15 protein-coding genes and 1 pseudogene are annotated in these 15,828 nt (G+C 60.8%); 9 read left to right on the top strand and 7 right to left on the bottom strand.

Annotated elements, in window-relative coordinates; genetic code table 11:
• Positions 1-83 precede the first annotated feature (83 nt).
• The 3 genes from ACR0JC_RS01765 to ACR0JC_RS01755 all read right to left on the bottom strand — a co-directional run bounded on the left by ACR0JC_RS01765 (position 84) and on the right by ACR0JC_RS01755 (position 4,318).
• Positions 84-1,085, bottom strand: a complete 1,002-nt coding sequence (locus ACR0JC_RS01765; protein WP_170338828.1) for a DctP family TRAP transporter solute-binding subunit — start codon at positions 1,083-1,085, stop codon at positions 84-86.
• 273 nt (positions 1,086-1,358) lie between these two features.
• Positions 1,359-2,588, bottom strand: a complete 1,230-nt coding sequence (locus ACR0JC_RS01760; RefSeq protein ID WP_170339397.1) for a sigma-54-dependent transcriptional regulator — start codon at positions 2,586-2,588, stop codon at positions 1,359-1,361.
• Positions 2,585-4,318 carry a sensor histidine kinase gene (locus ACR0JC_RS01755; protein ID WP_170339399.1) on the bottom strand — a complete coding sequence of 578 codons (1,734 nt, stop codon included), beginning with the start codon at positions 4,316-4,318 and terminating at the stop codon, positions 2,585-2,587. The genes ACR0JC_RS01760 and ACR0JC_RS01755 overlap by 4 nt, the downstream gene beginning before the upstream one ends.
• A 47-nt stretch (positions 4,319-4,365) precedes the next feature.
• Here ACR0JC_RS01755 and ACR0JC_RS01750 point away from each other — a divergent pair, with 47 nt between their 5' ends.
• Complete coding sequence (locus ACR0JC_RS01750) at positions 4,366-5,547, top strand: cytochrome P450 (protein WP_170340065.1); 1,182 nt, start codon at positions 4,366-4,368, stop codon at positions 5,545-5,547.
• Between the two features lie 7 nt (positions 5,548-5,554).
• On the opposite strand, the gene ACR0JC_RS01745 is transcribed toward ACR0JC_RS01750, so the two are convergent.
• Entirely contained in the window at positions 5,555-6,034 is a 480-nt protein-coding gene (locus ACR0JC_RS01745) for an Lrp/AsnC family transcriptional regulator (protein WP_093961931.1), read from the bottom strand.
• Positions 6,035-6,208: 174 nt separating this feature from the next.
• Between ACR0JC_RS01745 and cobA the strand changes: the two are divergent.
• The 7 genes and pseudogenes from cobA to infC form a co-directional block, all read left to right on the top strand.
• Positions 6,209-6,955 (top strand): annotated as a pseudogene (gene cobA, locus ACR0JC_RS01740) (uroporphyrinogen-III C-methyltransferase); the annotation flags it as partial.
• The gene (locus ACR0JC_RS01735; RefSeq protein ID WP_093961929.1) at positions 6,955-7,269 is read left to right on the top strand and encodes a DUF2849 domain-containing protein; all 315 of its coding nucleotides are present in this window, start codon (positions 6,955-6,957) and stop codon (positions 7,267-7,269) included. The pseudogene cobA and the gene ACR0JC_RS01735, both read left to right, overlap by 1 nt.
• 65 nt (positions 7,270-7,334) lie before the next feature.
• The gene (locus ACR0JC_RS01730; protein WP_170339403.1) at positions 7,335-8,999 is read left to right on the top strand and encodes a nitrite/sulfite reductase; all 1,665 of its coding nucleotides are present in this window, start codon (positions 7,335-7,337) and stop codon (positions 8,997-8,999) included.
• The gene (locus ACR0JC_RS01725; RefSeq protein ID WP_093961927.1) at positions 8,989-9,750 is read left to right on the top strand and encodes a phosphoadenylyl-sulfate reductase; all 762 of its coding nucleotides are present in this window, start codon (positions 8,989-8,991) and stop codon (positions 9,748-9,750) included. Before ACR0JC_RS01730 ends, ACR0JC_RS01725 begins: the two co-directional genes overlap by 11 nt.
• Positions 9,747-10,154, top strand: a complete 408-nt coding sequence (locus ACR0JC_RS01720) for a DUF934 domain-containing protein (protein WP_170339405.1) — start codon at positions 9,747-9,749, stop codon at positions 10,152-10,154. The genes ACR0JC_RS01725 and ACR0JC_RS01720 overlap by 4 nt, the downstream gene beginning before the upstream one ends.
• 88 nt (positions 10,155-10,242) lie before the next feature.
• Positions 10,243-11,076 carry a ferredoxin--NADP reductase gene (locus tag ACR0JC_RS01715; protein ID WP_170339407.1) on the top strand — a complete coding sequence of 278 codons (834 nt, stop codon included), beginning with the start codon at positions 10,243-10,245 and terminating at the stop codon, positions 11,074-11,076.
• 131 nt (positions 11,077-11,207) lie between these two features.
• Entirely contained in the window at positions 11,208-11,783 is a 576-nt protein-coding gene (gene infC, locus ACR0JC_RS01710; protein WP_311201685.1) for a translation initiation factor IF-3, read from the top strand.
• A 79-nt stretch (positions 11,784-11,862) separates the two neighbouring features.
• Here infC and ACR0JC_RS01705 read toward each other — a convergent pair whose 3' ends face one another.
• Positions 11,863-13,179 (bottom strand): aspartate aminotransferase family protein, encoded by a 1,317-nt coding sequence (locus tag ACR0JC_RS01705; protein WP_170339409.1) that lies wholly within the window; start codon positions 13,177-13,179, stop codon positions 11,863-11,865.
• A gap of 1 nt (position 13,180) precedes the next feature.
• Positions 13,181-13,942 carry a beta-keto acid cleavage family enzyme gene (locus tag ACR0JC_RS01700; RefSeq protein WP_170339411.1) on the bottom strand — a complete coding sequence of 254 codons (762 nt, stop codon included), beginning with the start codon at positions 13,940-13,942 and terminating at the stop codon, positions 13,181-13,183.
• 88 nt (positions 13,943-14,030) lie between these two features.
• On the opposite strand from ACR0JC_RS01700, the gene ACR0JC_RS01695 reads away from it, so the two are divergent.
• Complete coding sequence (locus tag ACR0JC_RS01695) at positions 14,031-14,933, top strand: MurR/RpiR family transcriptional regulator (protein ID WP_170339413.1); 903 nt, start codon at positions 14,031-14,033, stop codon at positions 14,931-14,933.
• Positions 14,934-14,977: 44 nt separating this feature from the next.
• Here ACR0JC_RS01695 and ACR0JC_RS01690 read toward each other — a convergent pair whose 3' ends face one another.
• Positions 14,978-15,769, bottom strand: coding sequence for an FAD binding domain-containing protein (locus ACR0JC_RS01690; RefSeq protein ID WP_170339415.1), 792 nt, complete (start codon positions 15,767-15,769; stop codon positions 14,978-14,980).
• Positions 15,770-15,828 lie beyond the last annotated feature (59 nt).

Raw genomic sequence — 15,828 nt, 5'->3', positions numbered from 1 at the left:
TATCGAGGTGGCGGGCGCGATTGGGCCCACCTGGTATGTGCTCCGGCGGGCTTGCGACCGTCGGAGCACACCTGCGTGTCGGATCAGAACCCGGCGTTGATCGCCTGAGCGGCGTCGATCTTGTCCTGACCGACGTCACCGGAGAACTTGTCCCAAACCGGCTTCATCGCGTCGACCCAGGCCTGACGCTGCTCGGGTGTCAGCTCGCGGATCGTTCCGCCCGCGTCGATGATGGCCTGCTTGGCCTTTTCGTTAACCGCAAACGCCTCTTTGTTGCGCTCTTCGGTCACCTCGGCCAGGATCGTCAGGAACTGCTCGCGCACCTCCGGATCCAGGCTGTCCAGCCAGTCGACCGAAGTCACGACCAGATAGTCGATGATGCCGTGGTTGGTTTCGGTGATGCCATCCTGAACTTCGAAGAACTTCTTGCCGTAGATGTTCGACCAGGTGTTCTCCTGACCGTCCACAACGCCCTGCTGCAGAGCACCATAGACTTCCGAGAAGGCCATTTTCTGCGGGCTGCCGCCGATGGCTTCCATCTGCGCAACCAGCACGTCCGAAGACTGAACGCGGAATTTCAGTCCGTTGGCGTCCGAAGGATCGATCAGCGGCTTGTTGGCCGACATCTGCTTCATGCCGTTGTGCCAGAACGCCAGACCCTGCAGGCCGCGGCGCTGCATGCTATCCTTCATTGCCTGGCCATCCGCCGAGGCCTGGAACGCATCAACCGCGTCGATGTTCTTGAACATGAACGGCAGGTCGAACAGACGGAACTGCTTGGTGAACTTCTCGAACTTCGACAGCGACGGGGCGGCCAGTTGCACGTCGCCCTGCAGCATCGCCTCGAGAACCTTGTCGTCGTTGTACAAGGTCGAGTTCGGATAGACCTCCATGCACATGACGCCGTTCATCTCGTCATTCACGCGCTGCTCGAGCAGCGATGCGGCGATGCCCTTGGGGTGCTTGTCGGTGTTCGTCACATGCGCGAACTTGACGACGATCTCGCCATCGTCGCAGGCAGCGAAGCCCGCTGTTGCGGTAACGGAAAGCGCAAGCGCGGTGGCGGCTGTTGCCAGGAATTTCATCTGTCTTTTCCTCCCAGACTTCCAAAGAAACTTCCTTTGACATCCATGCGGATGCCGGATGCGCAAGAGTGAAACGAATCAAAGGACACCGTTCAACAATTCGAGAACGACTGGCAGAATACAGATTTTCTAATTACTTTTCATTGGCTTAAATAGAACATCCGCAATGAGCATTTTGTTATCGCAGACATTTGTGCGGGAAACCGCACACCCAAATGCGCGAGTGTGCGAAAAACCGCACATACATCGAATCATCGGGCGAATCGTTCCGCGTCAGCGCCGATAGTCTTCAGGGCGTATGCCGTAGCGGGCCAATTTGTCGTAGAACGTCTTGCGCGGCAGTTTCAGGGACTTGGCCGCATCCGACGCCCTTCCGTTGTGACGACCCAAGGCCGCAATCAGCAACGAGCGCTCAACGCGCGCCATCTGTTCGTTCAGCCCAAGATCGGCCGCGGCGGCAACATCCTCGGGCATCCCCAGAACAAAACGCATCGCAGCTGACATCAGTGAACGCGCGTTGCCGGGCCAGTCCCGTGCCATCAATGACGCCAAGTGTTCGGACGAGACATCAGGTACCGCGATCCCGGCCTGCTCGGCCGCCTGGGCGACGTAGTGGCGAAAGATCACCGGGATGTCCTCGGGGCGTTCGGCCAAAGACGGTACGCGCACCCGCATCACGTCCAACCGATAGAACAAATCTGCGTTGAAACGACCCTCGGCCGCCATCTCGGCCAGATCCGCGGTTGTTCCGGCGATGATGCGGACCCCGGGCCCGTTTTCGATCATCTCCAGGGCCGCATATTGCGTCGACTCGGGCATGGCCGAGACTTCATCCAGAAACAACGATCCGGCTGCCGCATCCTTGCATATCGCCTGCAGGGCATCCGCTCCCAGACCTGACGCCGGGCGCTTAACGAACGGCCCCTGCGCGCGGGGTGACATCAAATGGATGACTTCCGCGACTTTCGAAATACCGCTGCCGGGCGGTCCGGTGACCAGAACTTCGGCCTGAGTTGGGGCAACGCTGCGCACCCTGTTCCGCAATGCATCAGCCTGCGGTGACAAACCGAACAACAAGCGGGCCGCAGGATCGCCCTTCTCCAGTTCGCGCTTGGCTGCCCGGTGGTCCAATACCTGACTGCGCGCGGCAAATGCACGGCTCAGAACCGCAAGCAGATCGGCGGCGGCGCAGGGCTTCTCAAGAAAGTCGAACGCGCCCTGCCCCATAGCCTGCACCGCCATCGGTATGTCGCCTTCGCCGGTCAGCAGAACGACCGGCAACTCCGAGTCGACCTCGCGGGCATAGGACAGAAGATGAAACCCATCCCGCCCCGGCATCCGAATATCCGAGACAATCACACCTGGGAAATCTTCCCGGATATGGTCTTTGGCAGCCACAAACGATCCAGCGGGAATTACGGAATAGTCCGCAAGTTCCAGAGTCTGGGCCAGCGCCTCGCGCACGGCGGCGTCATCATCGACCAATAGAACCGTTCGGATCATGCCGCGGCTTCCTTCTCAAATGGTTCCAACTCGACGGTGAATTCTGCTCCGTCGGGCATGTTCGCGCCGCGTATCTCTCCTCCGAAACTCTGGACCAGACCGTATGAGATCGAAAGGCCAAGGCCCATTCCCTCGGATGTGCCAACGGTTTTGGTTGTGTAGAACGGCTCAAAAACGCGATCGGGATCCTGAATGCCCGGGCCGGTATCGCGCACCGCGACCATCAACCGCTCGCCACGGGTCAGCGTGATCGTCAGGCTTCGGGTTTCCCGACCGGTCATCGCGTCGGCGGCATTGGTGATCAGATTGACGAAGACCTGCACCAGCCGCACCTCTCCGCCCCAGGCAAAGACAGGTGCATTGGGCGGCTGCCAGATCAACGTGACCCCGTCCGAGCGCAACCGACCGTCAGTCAGTTCGACGGCCGTATTGAGCACCTGAACCAGATCGACCTTGCCCATCGGCTCGCTCTCATTGCGGGCAAAGGCTCGCAAGTTCTTGATAATGCGCGCCATACGGGCAGCCATGTCCGAGATACGCCCCAGGTTTTCGCGGGCCTTTTCAGGCTTGCCCTGCGCCAGAAAGGCCGTGCCATTGTCGGCGTATTGCCGGATCGCCATCAGCGGCTGATTCAATTCGTGGCTGATGCCTGCCGACATTTTCCCCAGAGCGCTCAGCTTGCCGGCCTGAACCAGATCGTCCTGAGCGCGTTTCAACGCCGCTTCGGCCTCTTGCCGCTCGGCGACCTCGCGGCGCAGCGCCACGTTTGCGGCCGTCAAAGCGCGGGTCCGCTGGGCCACCCGGCTCTCCAGCACCGCATTGGCTTCGGCCAACGTACGCCGCCGTTCGGTCGCCAAAAAAAGCAACGCGCCAAAAGCTAGGCAGATCGCCGCGACCGCGGCAGCCTGCAGTCCGGCCAGCCGTCGTGCCGGCGTCACATCCATCAAGACTTCGCCGGTCATTCCGATTACCGGCAGATCGCGGGTCAGGTGCAGGGCACGATCCGGAAGGTACGGGCTCCAGCCGATCGACCATAGTTCGTGCGGGCCCATGCGCGTAGACGAAAACGCGCCCGGCTTGCCATCAGCAGGCTGCAAGCCGATCTGTCCCGGCCGACGTTGCCAGAACAGCAGTTCGGACCGGTTGGAAATGAAGACCGAGCCAGCACGATCCACGAAGAACACCGCCTCGGTACTGCCGCGCCACGTGCTTTCAACGTCTTCGACATCCGCGATGACCATCAGGGCACCGGTTACCTGACCATCTTTGGAAAACGCAGGCGCCGCATAGGAATAGATCCGGTTTCCAGTGTCGCGCAAAACCCCGTGCGAACTGCCAAGAGCGCCGTGTAGCGCGCGTTGAAACGCGGGCTGGTCGGCCATGTTGCCATTCACCACGTCCCGCGCAGCGGCCAGAACGCGCCCGGTCTTGTCCGCATAAAGTACATCCACAGCCGAGGTCTTGTCCGCGACCTCCAGCAGAAGCGCCTGCGCCGCCCGCCGCCGGTCGCTGGTGTCCAACGCCCGCAGTGCCGGATGCTCGGCCATCAGTACCGCAAGTTCCTGATAGACCTGCAACTGAGTGCTCAGACGATCCGACGCCAACTCCAGATCGGCTTCGGCTTTCTCGCTTAGCTGAGAGAGCGCCTGCCGGTACCCATAAGACCAGACGGCTGCCGACAACAGCGCGACCGCGAACAGGAAACCAATCGTGACCCAAACCCTTTGCATGAAACAGGGTCTTGCATTCACAGCGCCGCATGGCAAGTCTGCGCCGCATGAAGACCGTTCACCAATCTCCGACCGAGCCCGAATTTGTTCAAAACCCCTACCCTTTCTACCGGGCTGCGCGCGATCAGGGTAACCTGGTACACTGGCAGGACTACGACATACCCGCGGCGATGTCTCACGCGGCGGTCCAGGCGCTTTTGCGCGATCGGCGTTTCGGACGCGAAGTACCGCCAGAGATGGCCACAAAAGGCCCCGATCACCTTGCGCCGTGGCTGACGGTCGAAGCGCATTCGCTGCTCGAAGCCGAACCTCCGCGCCATACCCGCCTACGCGCTCTGGTTCTGCGCGCCTTTACCTCGCGGGCAATCGGAGCGCTCGCACCGGACATCGAAAGGCTGTGTCACGATCTGATCGACGCATTCCCCGATGCTCCATTCGACCTTCTGGATGCCTATTGCACGCAGGTTCCAGTGATCACGATCTGCCGGTTGCTGGGTGTACCCGAGAGCATGGCACCGCAGTTGTTGCATTGGTCCCACGCCATGGTCGCCATGTATCAGGCCAGCCGCACCCGTGAGACCGAAGATCAGGCAGCACAGGCCTCCGCCGAGTTCTCGGCTTTCCTGAACGACTACGTCTCTCACCGTCGATCCGAACCGAAAGACGACCTGATCACCCGTTTGATCACGGCAGAGGAAGACGGCGAGAAACTGTCACGCGACGAGTTGATCGCAACCTGCATCCTTTTGTTGAACGCCGGCCATGAGGCAACCGTTCATTCGCTGGGCAACGGCGTCAAAACGCTTTTGGAGTCCGGAACCAGCCCTGATGCCCTGGACGCGGACACACTCGACATGACGGTCGAGGAGATCCTGCGCTTCGACCCGCCGCTGCATATGTTCACGCGATATGCCTATGAGGACGTCGAGGTTTTTGGCCATCGGTTTGCCCGCGGCGATCAGGTGGCGTTGATGCTTGGGGCCGCCAACCGTGACCCGGACGTCTGGACCGACCCGGACAAATTCGACCCGACCCGCAGCATTCAGGCCAACGCGAGCTTTGGCGGTGGTTTGCATTTCTGCGTCGGCGCCCCGCTGGCTCGGCTGGAAATGCGGATCGCTCTGCCGGTTCTTTTTGACCGCTGTCCAGGCCTGCGACTGGCCGAATCTCCGGTATATGCGAACACCTACCACTTCCACGGGCTGACACGACTAATGGTCCAAACCTGAGCGCCGATCAGGTGTCGGCCAGGGCGTTCAGGGGCAGCATGGTGGTCGACTTGATTTCTTCCATCGACAACAGCGCGGTGACGTTGTGCACGCGCACTTCTGAGATCAGTGCCTGGTAAAAAGCATCGTAGGCCCGTGCGTTCCTGACCCGAACTTTCAGAATGTAGTCGATGTCGCCAGCCAGGCGGTGCGCTTCTTGAACTTCGGGACGATCACGCAGGGCCTGCAGGAACTTGCGTTGCCAATCCGCCTCATGCTCGGAGGTTCGGATCAGAACAAAGAACGTCGCCTCGAAACCCAGCGCCTCTGCGTCCAGCAGAACGGTCTGCTGACCGATGATTCCGGCCCCTTTCATCTTGCGGATCCGATTCCAAACGGGTGTCTTTGAACTGCCCACTTTGGCCGCGATTTCGTCCAGCGATTGACTGGCGTCTCGCTGCAGCTCGGCCAGAATTTTCCGATCCGTGTCGTCTATTCGAACCGACATTCCAATTTTCCTTCCGAATGAAAACCCTTGTTCCGCCTGCCGCGCAATTCAGAACGCTTGTCCTTATTTATTCGGCAATATGGCATCTGGTCGGGAATATTTCCTATATTGAGGGCCAAGTCAAACAACAGCCAGGGCTACCCAATGAAGGCCACGCAGACAAAAGGACAAACGGGACAGGTCGACTTCGTCGGCGCGGGACCCGGTGATCCTGAATTGCTGACTCTCAAGGCCCTGTCCGCATTCCAGCGGGCCGAGGTTGTTTTGCATGATCGCCTGATCAGCCCAGAGGTTTTGCAACTGGCCGGCCAGAACGCCCGGCTGGTCGACGTGGGCAAGGCCGGCTTTGGTCCGTCCTGGAAGCAGGATGACATCAACGCATTGCTGGTTGACTACGCGCTCAAGGGACAACGGGTCGTTCGCCTCAAATCCGGTGACGCGACCCTTTTCGGCCGGCTGGACGAAGAGATCGATGCACTGGACGCAGCCGGTATCCCGTGGACGATCGTTCCCGGCATTACGGCTGCCTCGGCGGCGGTGGCCGGAATTGGCCAAAGCTTGACCCGACGCGGCCGAAACTCCTCGGTCCGGTTTCTGACCGGGCACGACATGCAGGGCTTTGCCGATCACGACTGGGCTGCGCTGGCCCGACCGGGGTCTGTTGCAGCCATCTACATGGGCAAGAAATCCGCGCGCTTCATTCAAGGACGCCTGATCATGCACGGCGCCGATCGCGCCACGCCGGTCACGTTGGTCGAAAACGCCTCGCGACCTGATCAGCGCGTTGTCGCCACGACGCTGGATCAACTGTCTGCAGACCTCGCCGCTGCCGGCCTCGACGGTCCTGCACTCACATTCTATGGCCTGGCCCCGCGCGACGCGGCCAAAGCCGTCACCGAATTCAACAAGGAGCTTGCCTGATGGCCCGCGCTTTCACCCCCAAAGTCGTTACCGCAAATGACCTGCTGGAAGGCGACGTGATCTATCTGACCGCCGATGACCGTTGGTCGCGCGATCTGCGCGAGGCCGAGCTGATCACCGACGAAGCGCACGCTCAGCTGCGTCTTCTGGATGCACAGAAGCAAGTCGACAAGATCGTAGGTGCCTATCTCGCCGACGTCGTTGCAGGCGAAAACGGTCCTGAACCCACCCATTTTCGGGAAGACTTCCGCCGGACTGGTCCGTCCAACTATGCCCACGGCAAACAGGAATCTTCCCCGCAGCCCCGGGTCTGACCTCAGGCCCCTCTCTCCCCGTAAAAAGGCCCCGGATCCGGGGCTGCAACAAAGGACAGCCAAAGATGTACCGCTACTCCGAGTTTGACAAAGCATTCCTGGCCGAGCGCAACGCACAGTTCCGCGCCCAGGTCGAACGCCGCATCGACGGCTCGCTGACCGAGGACGAGTTCAAGCCCCTGCGCCTGATGAACGGCCTGTATCTGCAACTGCACGCCTACATGCTGCGGGTGGCCATCCCCTATGGCACGCTCAACAGCGACCAGATGCGCCAACTGGCCCTGCTGGCCGAGAAGTGGGACAAAGGTTACGGCCACTTCACCACGCGCCAGAACATCCAGTACAACTGGCCGAAACTGCTCGACGTGCCTGACATGCTGGACGCGCTGGCCGAGGTCGGCCTGCACGCGATCCAGACCAGCGGCAACACCATCCGCAATGTGACCGCGGACCATTTCGCCGGCGCCGCAGCGGATGAGATCGCCGATCCGCGCCCCTATGCCGAACTGCTGCGCCAGTGGTCCACCGACCACCCGGAATTTCAGTTCATGCCGCGCAAGTTCAAGATCGCCATCACCGGGTCCGAGCATGACCGCGCCGTGATCAAGGCCCATGACATCGGCCTGCAACTGGTCGAGCGCGACGGCGTTCTGGGCGCCCGCGTTCTGGTCGGCGGCGGTCTGGGCCGCACGCCGATGATCGGCAAGGAGCTGTCTGATTTCGTGGCCTTCGACGACCTGCTGGCCTATCTGGAGGCCACCGTTTCGGTCTGGAACCAGATCGGCCGCCGGGACAACAAGTACAAGGCCCGCATCAAAATCACCGTGCATGAACACGGTATCGACGCGATCCGCGCCAAGGTGAACGAGCGCTTCCTGCAGGTCCGCCCGCAGTTCAAGGGCGCCGACATGGCGCTGCTGGATCAAATCAAGGCGCATTTCGCCCCGCCCACCTTCCGCGAAGGCTCGGTCGCGGGATTCGAGAGCGCCTATTCGAACGACCCGGTGTTCCGCTCGTGGATCGACACCAACATCGCGCCGCACAAGCAGGCGGATCACGCGATCGTCACGATTTCGATCAAGAAACACGGCCAGACGCCGGGTGACGCAACCGCCGAGCAGATGCGCGTGATGGCCGATCTGGCCGAGCAATACGCCTATGACGAGCTGCGCATCAGCCACGAGCAGAACGTGATCCTGCCGCATGTCCACAAATCGGACCTGCCCGCGATCCATGCCAAGCTGAAAGAGCACGGCCTGGCCACCGCGAATATCGGCCTGATCAGCGACATCATCGCCTGCCCCGGCATGGACTATTGCGCACTGGCAACGGCCCGCTCGATCCCGGTGGCGCAGCAGATCGCGACCCGGTTCGACGAGCTGAAGCTGGAGCACGACATCGGCCACCTCAAGATCAAGATCTCGGGCTGCATCAACGCCTGCGGACATCACCACGTGGGTCACATCGGCATCCTGGGCTTGGATCGCGCGGGCGTCGAGAACTACCAGATCACGCTGGGCGGAGACGCCACCGAAACGGCCGCCATCGGCGACCGCACCGGTCCGGGCTTTGCCTATGACGAGATCGTGCCCGCGGTCGAACGGATCGTGGAAACTTATCTGGAACAGCGCGCAAGCGCCGAGGAGACCTTTTTGGAAACCTACCGCCGTGTTGGAATGGCCCCGTTCAAGGCGGCCCTCTACCCCGAGGCGCGGGCCAATGCCGCTTGACCTGATCCAGACGGAACTGGGCCGGGAACGACGCGAACTGACCGAAAAGGTCGAGGCGCTGAACGCCCGGTTCCGCCACCACAGCGCACATGACGTCATGCATGGTGCGCTTGAGGAAGCAGGCAACCTAGCGCTTGTCTCAAGCTTCGGCGCCGAGTCGGTGGTGTTGCTGCACATGGCTGCCGTGGTCGACAAGGCCACGCCTGTCCTGTTCATCGACACGATGATGCTGTTTACCGAGACGCTGGAATACCAGCACGAAGTCAGCGAGCGTCTGGGTTTGAAGAACGTCCAGATCATCCGCGCGGATGACGAGGATATTCAGCGCGAAGACCCCTATGGCGCACTGCGGCTGCGCGACATGGATGCCTGCTGCAACCTGCGCAAGACCTTCCCCTTGCAGCGGGCCTTGGCGGGCTATGAAGGCTGGATTACCGGGCGCAAGCGGTTCCAATCCGGCACCCGCGCCACGCTCGAGTTCTTCGAGGTCGAGGACGGCACCGGCCGGATCAAGGTGAACCCTCTGGCGCATTGGGCGCCTCAGGACGTGCGCGCCTACATGGAAGAAAACCGCCTGCCCCGGCATCCGTTGGTGGCAAAGGGCTATCCCTCGATCGGCTGTGCGCCCTGCACCTCGCCGGTGAAGGATGGCGAAGATCCCCGCGCCGGACGCTGGCGCGATCAGAACAAGGAAGAATGCGGCATCCATTTCGTCGACGGCAAAATGGTACGCAGCGGAGAGAAAACATGAACGTAATCGTGAATGACGAGGGCTTTGCCCCTGATGACTGGACCGACGGCTTTGTCACCCTTGAGGATGCCGCAAACGATGTGATCGCACTGGACGTCACCTCGGATACGGACCCCGACGAATTGTTCGAACGGCTTGGAAACACGCGCATGGTGCGCGTCGACTTTCCGTCCTTTGCCGATGGCCGAGGCTTTACCATTGCCCGTACGCTGCGCCTGAAGGGCTATGAAGGCCGCCTGCGCGCGAAGGGACACGTGTTGGCCGACCAATACGCGATGGCCCGGCGCAGCGGCTTCGACGAGGTCGAGATTGACGCAGACCTTGCCGCCCGCCAGCCCGAGGACCAATGGCTGGCCCGCGCCAACTGGCAGGACCACGATTATCAGGCCCGCCTGCGCGGCTGACGCAACGATCGGGGCAATCTGCCCCCTTTTCCTGACCTGGATCAAAGCTTAAACGGAGATGCCGGTTTACCAGACCGGTAGTGAAACGATGACAGAGATGAAGCCCGTGACCGAAGCAACCGCCGTGAAGGCCCCCGTCCTGCCGGACGCCCAGACCGTTCTGGAAGTGAAACACTGGACCGACCGCCTGTTTTCGTTCAAGGTCACGCGTCCGCAATCGCTGCGCTTCCGCTCGGGCGAATTCGTTATGATCGGCCTTTTGGGCGACAACGGAAAACCGTTGCTGCGCGCCTATTCGATCGCGTCGCCGTCGTGGGACGAGGAACTGGAATTCTATTCGATCAAGGTGCAGGACGGCCCGCTGACCTCGAAACTGCAGCACATCCAGCCCGGCGATCAGATCATTCTGCGGCCCAAACCCGTGGGTACGCTGGTGCATGATGCACTGCTGCCGGGCAAGCGCCTGTGGTTCTTTGCCACCGGAACAGGGTTTGCCCCCTTTGCCTCGCTGCTGCGCGAGCCGCAGACCTATGAGGACTACGACGAGGTCATCATCACCCACACCTGCCGCGAGGTGGCGGAGCTGGAATATGGCCGCCAGCTAATCGAGAACATCCGCAAGGACGAGTTGCTGGCCGAACTGATCGGCGAAGGTTTCGCCGACAAGATCCGCTATTACCCGACCACCACCCGCGAACAGAGCCCCAAGATGGGCCGGATCACCGACCTGCTGAAGGACGGAACTGTCTTCAAGGACCTGGGCATCGAAGGCGGCATCAAACCCGAGACCGACCGAGCGATGGTCTGCGGCAGCCTGGCCTTCAACCACGACATCAAGGCCATTCTCGAAGAGTTCGGCCTGCGCGAGGGTGCGAACTCGGACCCCAAGGAATTCGTGATCGAAAAAGCCTTTGTCGGCTGAGCCGAGATCCGGGCCGGCGAACGCCCGTTCCGCCGGCCCGAGCACCGCGTCGACACGTGCGAATTTCGTGTCATAGCACCTATATGGCGCTTGAAAGAACCTTCGTCTCAGTTTAAGTTCCCGGCTCGGAAATCGGCAATTATCAAAGGAATGAACCCATAGCCCGCAGACCTCACAACGCGCCGCCACAACGTGATACCGGCCCGCGCGTCAATGAAAAGATCCGTGCCCCCGAAATTCGCCTGATCGGCGCCGAAGGTGAGAATGTCGGGGTGGTTCATCCCGCCAAGGCCATGCAGATGGCAGCCGATGCCGGTCTTGATCTGGTCGAGATCTCGCCCAACGCGAATCCGCCGGTCTGCAAGATCATGGACTTTGGCAAGTTCAAGTACGAGCAGCAGAAACGCGAAAGCGAAGCCCGCAAGAAACAGAAGATCATCGAGGTGAAAGAGGTCAAGTTCCGGCCCAACACCGATACGCATGATTACGACGTCAAGATGCGGAACGTTTTCAAGTTTCTCGAGAATGGCGACAAGGTCAAAGTGACCCTGCGCTTCCGCGGCCGGGAAATGGCGCACCAGAACCTGGGACGCGAACTGCTCGAGCGCGTGGCGGAGGACGTCAAGGAAATCGGCAAGATCGAAAACATGCCGAAGATGGAAGGCCGCCAGATGATCATGATGATCGGACCGCTTCCCCAGAAGTGACGGCACTTGGATCCGAGTGACCAAAGCTCCCTCGTTCGAGGGAGCTTTTTTGTTTTTGGGTCACATTCAGAACGGCATGTCAAATTGCTTTGGAAATCGCAACCGACAGCTTGTCCACCAGTTCGTCCAACTGCGGCTCTTCGATGATGAATGGCGGGGCCAGAAGCACATGGTCGCCTCTCCTGCCGTCGCGTGTTCCGGACATCGGATAGCAGATCAACCCCGCTTCGACGGCGGCTTTCTTGATCTTGGCCGCCACTCCCCGGGCCGGGTCAAACGGTTCGCGCGTATCTCTATCAGCCACCAGTTCGATGCCCCGGAACAGGCCGCGGCCACGGATGTCCCCGACATTGGGATGCTGGCCAAAGGCTGCTTCGAGTTTGGCTTGCAGTTTGTCACCCATGTTGCGGGCACGGGCCGGCAAATCGCGCGAGGTAAGCTCTGTCACCACTGCGAGGGCTGCAGCCGTGGCCACCGGGTGTCCGACATAGGTATGGCCGTGCTGGAAGAAACCCGAGCCATTTCGGATGGCGTCATAAATCCGATCGGTGCACAGCGTGGCACCGATGGGTTGATATCCGGCCCCCAAGCCCTTGGCGATGCAAAGAATATCCGGCGCCACCCCATCGTGGTCGCAGGCAAACAGATGGCCGGTCCGGCCCATGCCGCACATGACCTCGTCCAGGATCAACAACACGCCGTATTGATCACAGATTTCGCGGATCCGCTGGAAATACTCCTCGACCGCGGGGACGGCGCCCAATGTGGCCCCGACCACCGGTTCCGCCATAAACGCCATCACGGTCTCGGGTCCCAGCCGCTTGATCTCCACCTCAAGCTCGTTTGCCACGCGTTGGCCATAGTCATAGCTGCTCTCGCCTGCGGGCTTTTCGGCATATTCGTAGCAGGGTGCGATATGGCTCATCTCGATCAGCATTGGTGCGAATTGAGCCCGTCGCCATGCATTTCCGCCCGCTGAAAGCGCGCCCAGCGTATTGCCATGATAGCTCTGCCGCCGTGCGATAACCCGAGACCGCTCGGGCTGCCCGATTTCAAGGAAGTACTGGCGCGCCAGCTTGATCGCGGCCTCGGTCGCCTCGGACCCGCCCGACACGAAATAGACCCGGTCCAACGATCCGGGCGCGTGCTGGATCAGCAGATCTGCCAGGGCTTCGGCCGGTTCCGAGGTCATGAAACCAGTATGGGCAAAAGCGATCTTCTGAACCTGCTCCTGTACCGCGTGGATCACTGCCGGGTTTGAATGTCCCAGGCACGACACGGCCGCATCCCCACAGTCGAGATACTGTTTGCCCTGTGCGTCGATCAAATAACACCCGTCACCGCCGACAGCGACCGGCAATTCCGCCTTGGTGTGGCGCGGAAAAACATGGCTCATATCATTGTCCTTTCAGCAAAGCGATCAAAGCCGCAACCGAGGCCGCGTTGTCCGTCCATCGGGTTCCATCCGAGTTCGTCAGGCTGTTCTCAAAACCGACCCTGACATCGCCGCCACGAGCGGCCGCAGCGGCCAGACAGGCGTGTTCCAGACGCCCGAACGCACAAACCATCCAAGGCGTACGAGCAGCGGGAAAGGCCTCGAGGTCCGCCGGTTGGGATTCCTGCCCGGTGGCATAGCGTCCCAGCACCAGCAAGCGGTCTTCCTGCTCGCGCCGCACGATCCCTTCCGACTGCCATCGCTCCAGCAGATCCGCATCCGTCGAATCGTAGAGGATATGCTGCACCCGAGTTCCCTGTTCCGCACACAGCGCATAGACCCGCGGGGCCAGATCGGGCGCGCGCGCAATTTCCCGAACCGAGATCGAGGCCCATTTCGGGGCCAGCTGCTGCAGGCACTCCAACTGCGCAGAAACGTCAAAGATACCGGCGGCCTCGGTCGTGATCTGAACATCCATCGTGGGCACGGTTCGGGCAAGCTCGGCCATAGCCTCCCGATAGCGCCCTGCATCCAGAGAATGCGCGCCCTGCCCATCCCTGACATGCAGGTGCAACCCGTTTGCCCCGGCCGCGTGGCAGGCAACGGCCGTCTCCACAATCTCACCGGTCGAAACCGGCAAGGCGGGGTGATCCGTATGACTGCGTCGCGCACCGTTCGGTGCGACCAAAAGATACGGAAGCGACGAAGCCTGTGTGTCAGACATTGAATCATCCTATCGGTTTCTTGCGTGCTTAGCTCGTGTGAGGGTGTTTTTCTGTTGAATTATTCAAAACATTTGTTTTTCTCCCATCATGACACCCTCAACTCACCACCTGATGGATCGGCTGCGCCGAGAGATCGACCATTTGCCGGCCCAATTGCAGGCCGCAACAAAATACATCATCGACCATCCGGGCGATTTCGGAATCGACTCCATCCGCGTGTCTGCCGAAAAGATCGGCGTCAGCACAAACGTGATCGTTCGCCTGGCACAGCATCTTGGTTTTGATGGCTTCGAAGCCTTTCGCCGCCCTTTCCGCAGGGATCTTGTGACAGACAACGAAGACCGCCTCAGCCGGGATTGGCTGACCCAGTTGAATGCCGGCGATGCCTTTGCGTCGGCACAGGCCAACTATGCCCGAAACGAAATGAACGTGGTGTCACGTTCGTTGCGCCAGCTGGATCCCGGCAAGGTCAGATCCGCAGTCACCCTGATGTCCGATGCTCCCCAGTGCTTGGTCACTGCAACCCGCGCAAGCTATGCCTTGGCCTATTACTTCCACTACGCCGGACGTATGGCCCACCCGGGAATGCAGTTGATCCCCAGGCATATGGGGTCGGCCATCGACGACCTTCTGAGCGCGGGCGAAACCGACTGCCTGTTCGCGATCACCGTTCATCCCTATTCGGCCGACACGATACGTGCCATCCGGTTTGCCAGGGAAAAGGGTATGCGCGTTGTACTGCTGGCTGACAGCGATGTCATTGCCCCAGGCGTCGAAGCGGACGTGACGCTGACCGTCAGTACCCGATCGCAGCATCAGTTCTCCAGCTTCTCCGGAGCGATGGCCGTTCTCGAAGTGCTTCTGAGCCACCTTTTCGCGGTCAAGGGCGACGCGGCTTATCACCGGGTTCAGGACTATCAGAAAGCGCGCGAGGATGCGGGAGCCTACTGGCAGCCCAAAAGGCTTCCGCGTGTCGCGAAAAAGAAATAGGCCCCAGAACACGTCCGGGGCCCGAAGCAGTCACTGCGACCGCGTCACATGCAGGCCTGAACCGCTCGCCGCGTCATGACACCCACCAAGTGCGCGCGGTAGTCTTTGCTGCCGTGCAGATCTCCGATCATGTTCATCGGATTCACCCGGAGATCCATAAGGGCATCGGGCCGGAATTCCTTGCTCAGCGCCTGTTCGGCTTCGCTCCAACGGAACACGCCGTCCTCGCTGGCTCCGGTCACCGCAACGCGCACACCGTCCGCGAAACGGGCAAGGAAAACCCCCACCAGCGCAAAGCGCGAGGCAGGCTGCAGAAACTTCTGGTAGCTTGCTGCCTGCGGTACCGGGAACCGGACCGTCGTTATCAGCTCGCCCTCGTCCAGCGCTGTCGTGAACATGCCCTGAAAGAATTCATCCGCAGCGATTTCGCGCGCATTCGTACGAATGGTCGCGCCTGACCCCAATGCAGCTGCGGGGTAGCAGGCCGCCGGATCGTTATTGGCCAAGGACCCACCTATCGTGCCCCTATTGCGAACGGCAGGATCACCGATATGCCCCGCCAGATCAGCCAGCGCGGGATACTTGCCCGCAACTTCTGCCGCTACCGTGGCATGCGTGGTCGCCGCTCCAATCGAAATCGACCCATCATCTTCGATGCAGACGCCCTTCAACTCGGGAATGGCACCCAGGCTCACCAGCGTCGCGGGTGAGGCCAGTCTTTGCTTCATCGTCGGGATCAGGGTCTGACCGCCCCCCAACGCCTGTGCATCCTCTCCTGCCAACGCGGCAACCGCATCAGCAATGGTCGAGGGGTTCTTGAACTCGAAATTGTACATTTCGCTTTTCCTTTCCGAAAGGCGCGGAACCGCCCTTCATCTGGCATTTGATTGACCAG

Source organism: Ruegeria sp. CH5 (genome assembly GCF_056537025.1).
Note: the sequence above shows the minus strand (reverse complement) of the source record. Positions and strands in the feature narration are given on the sequence as shown.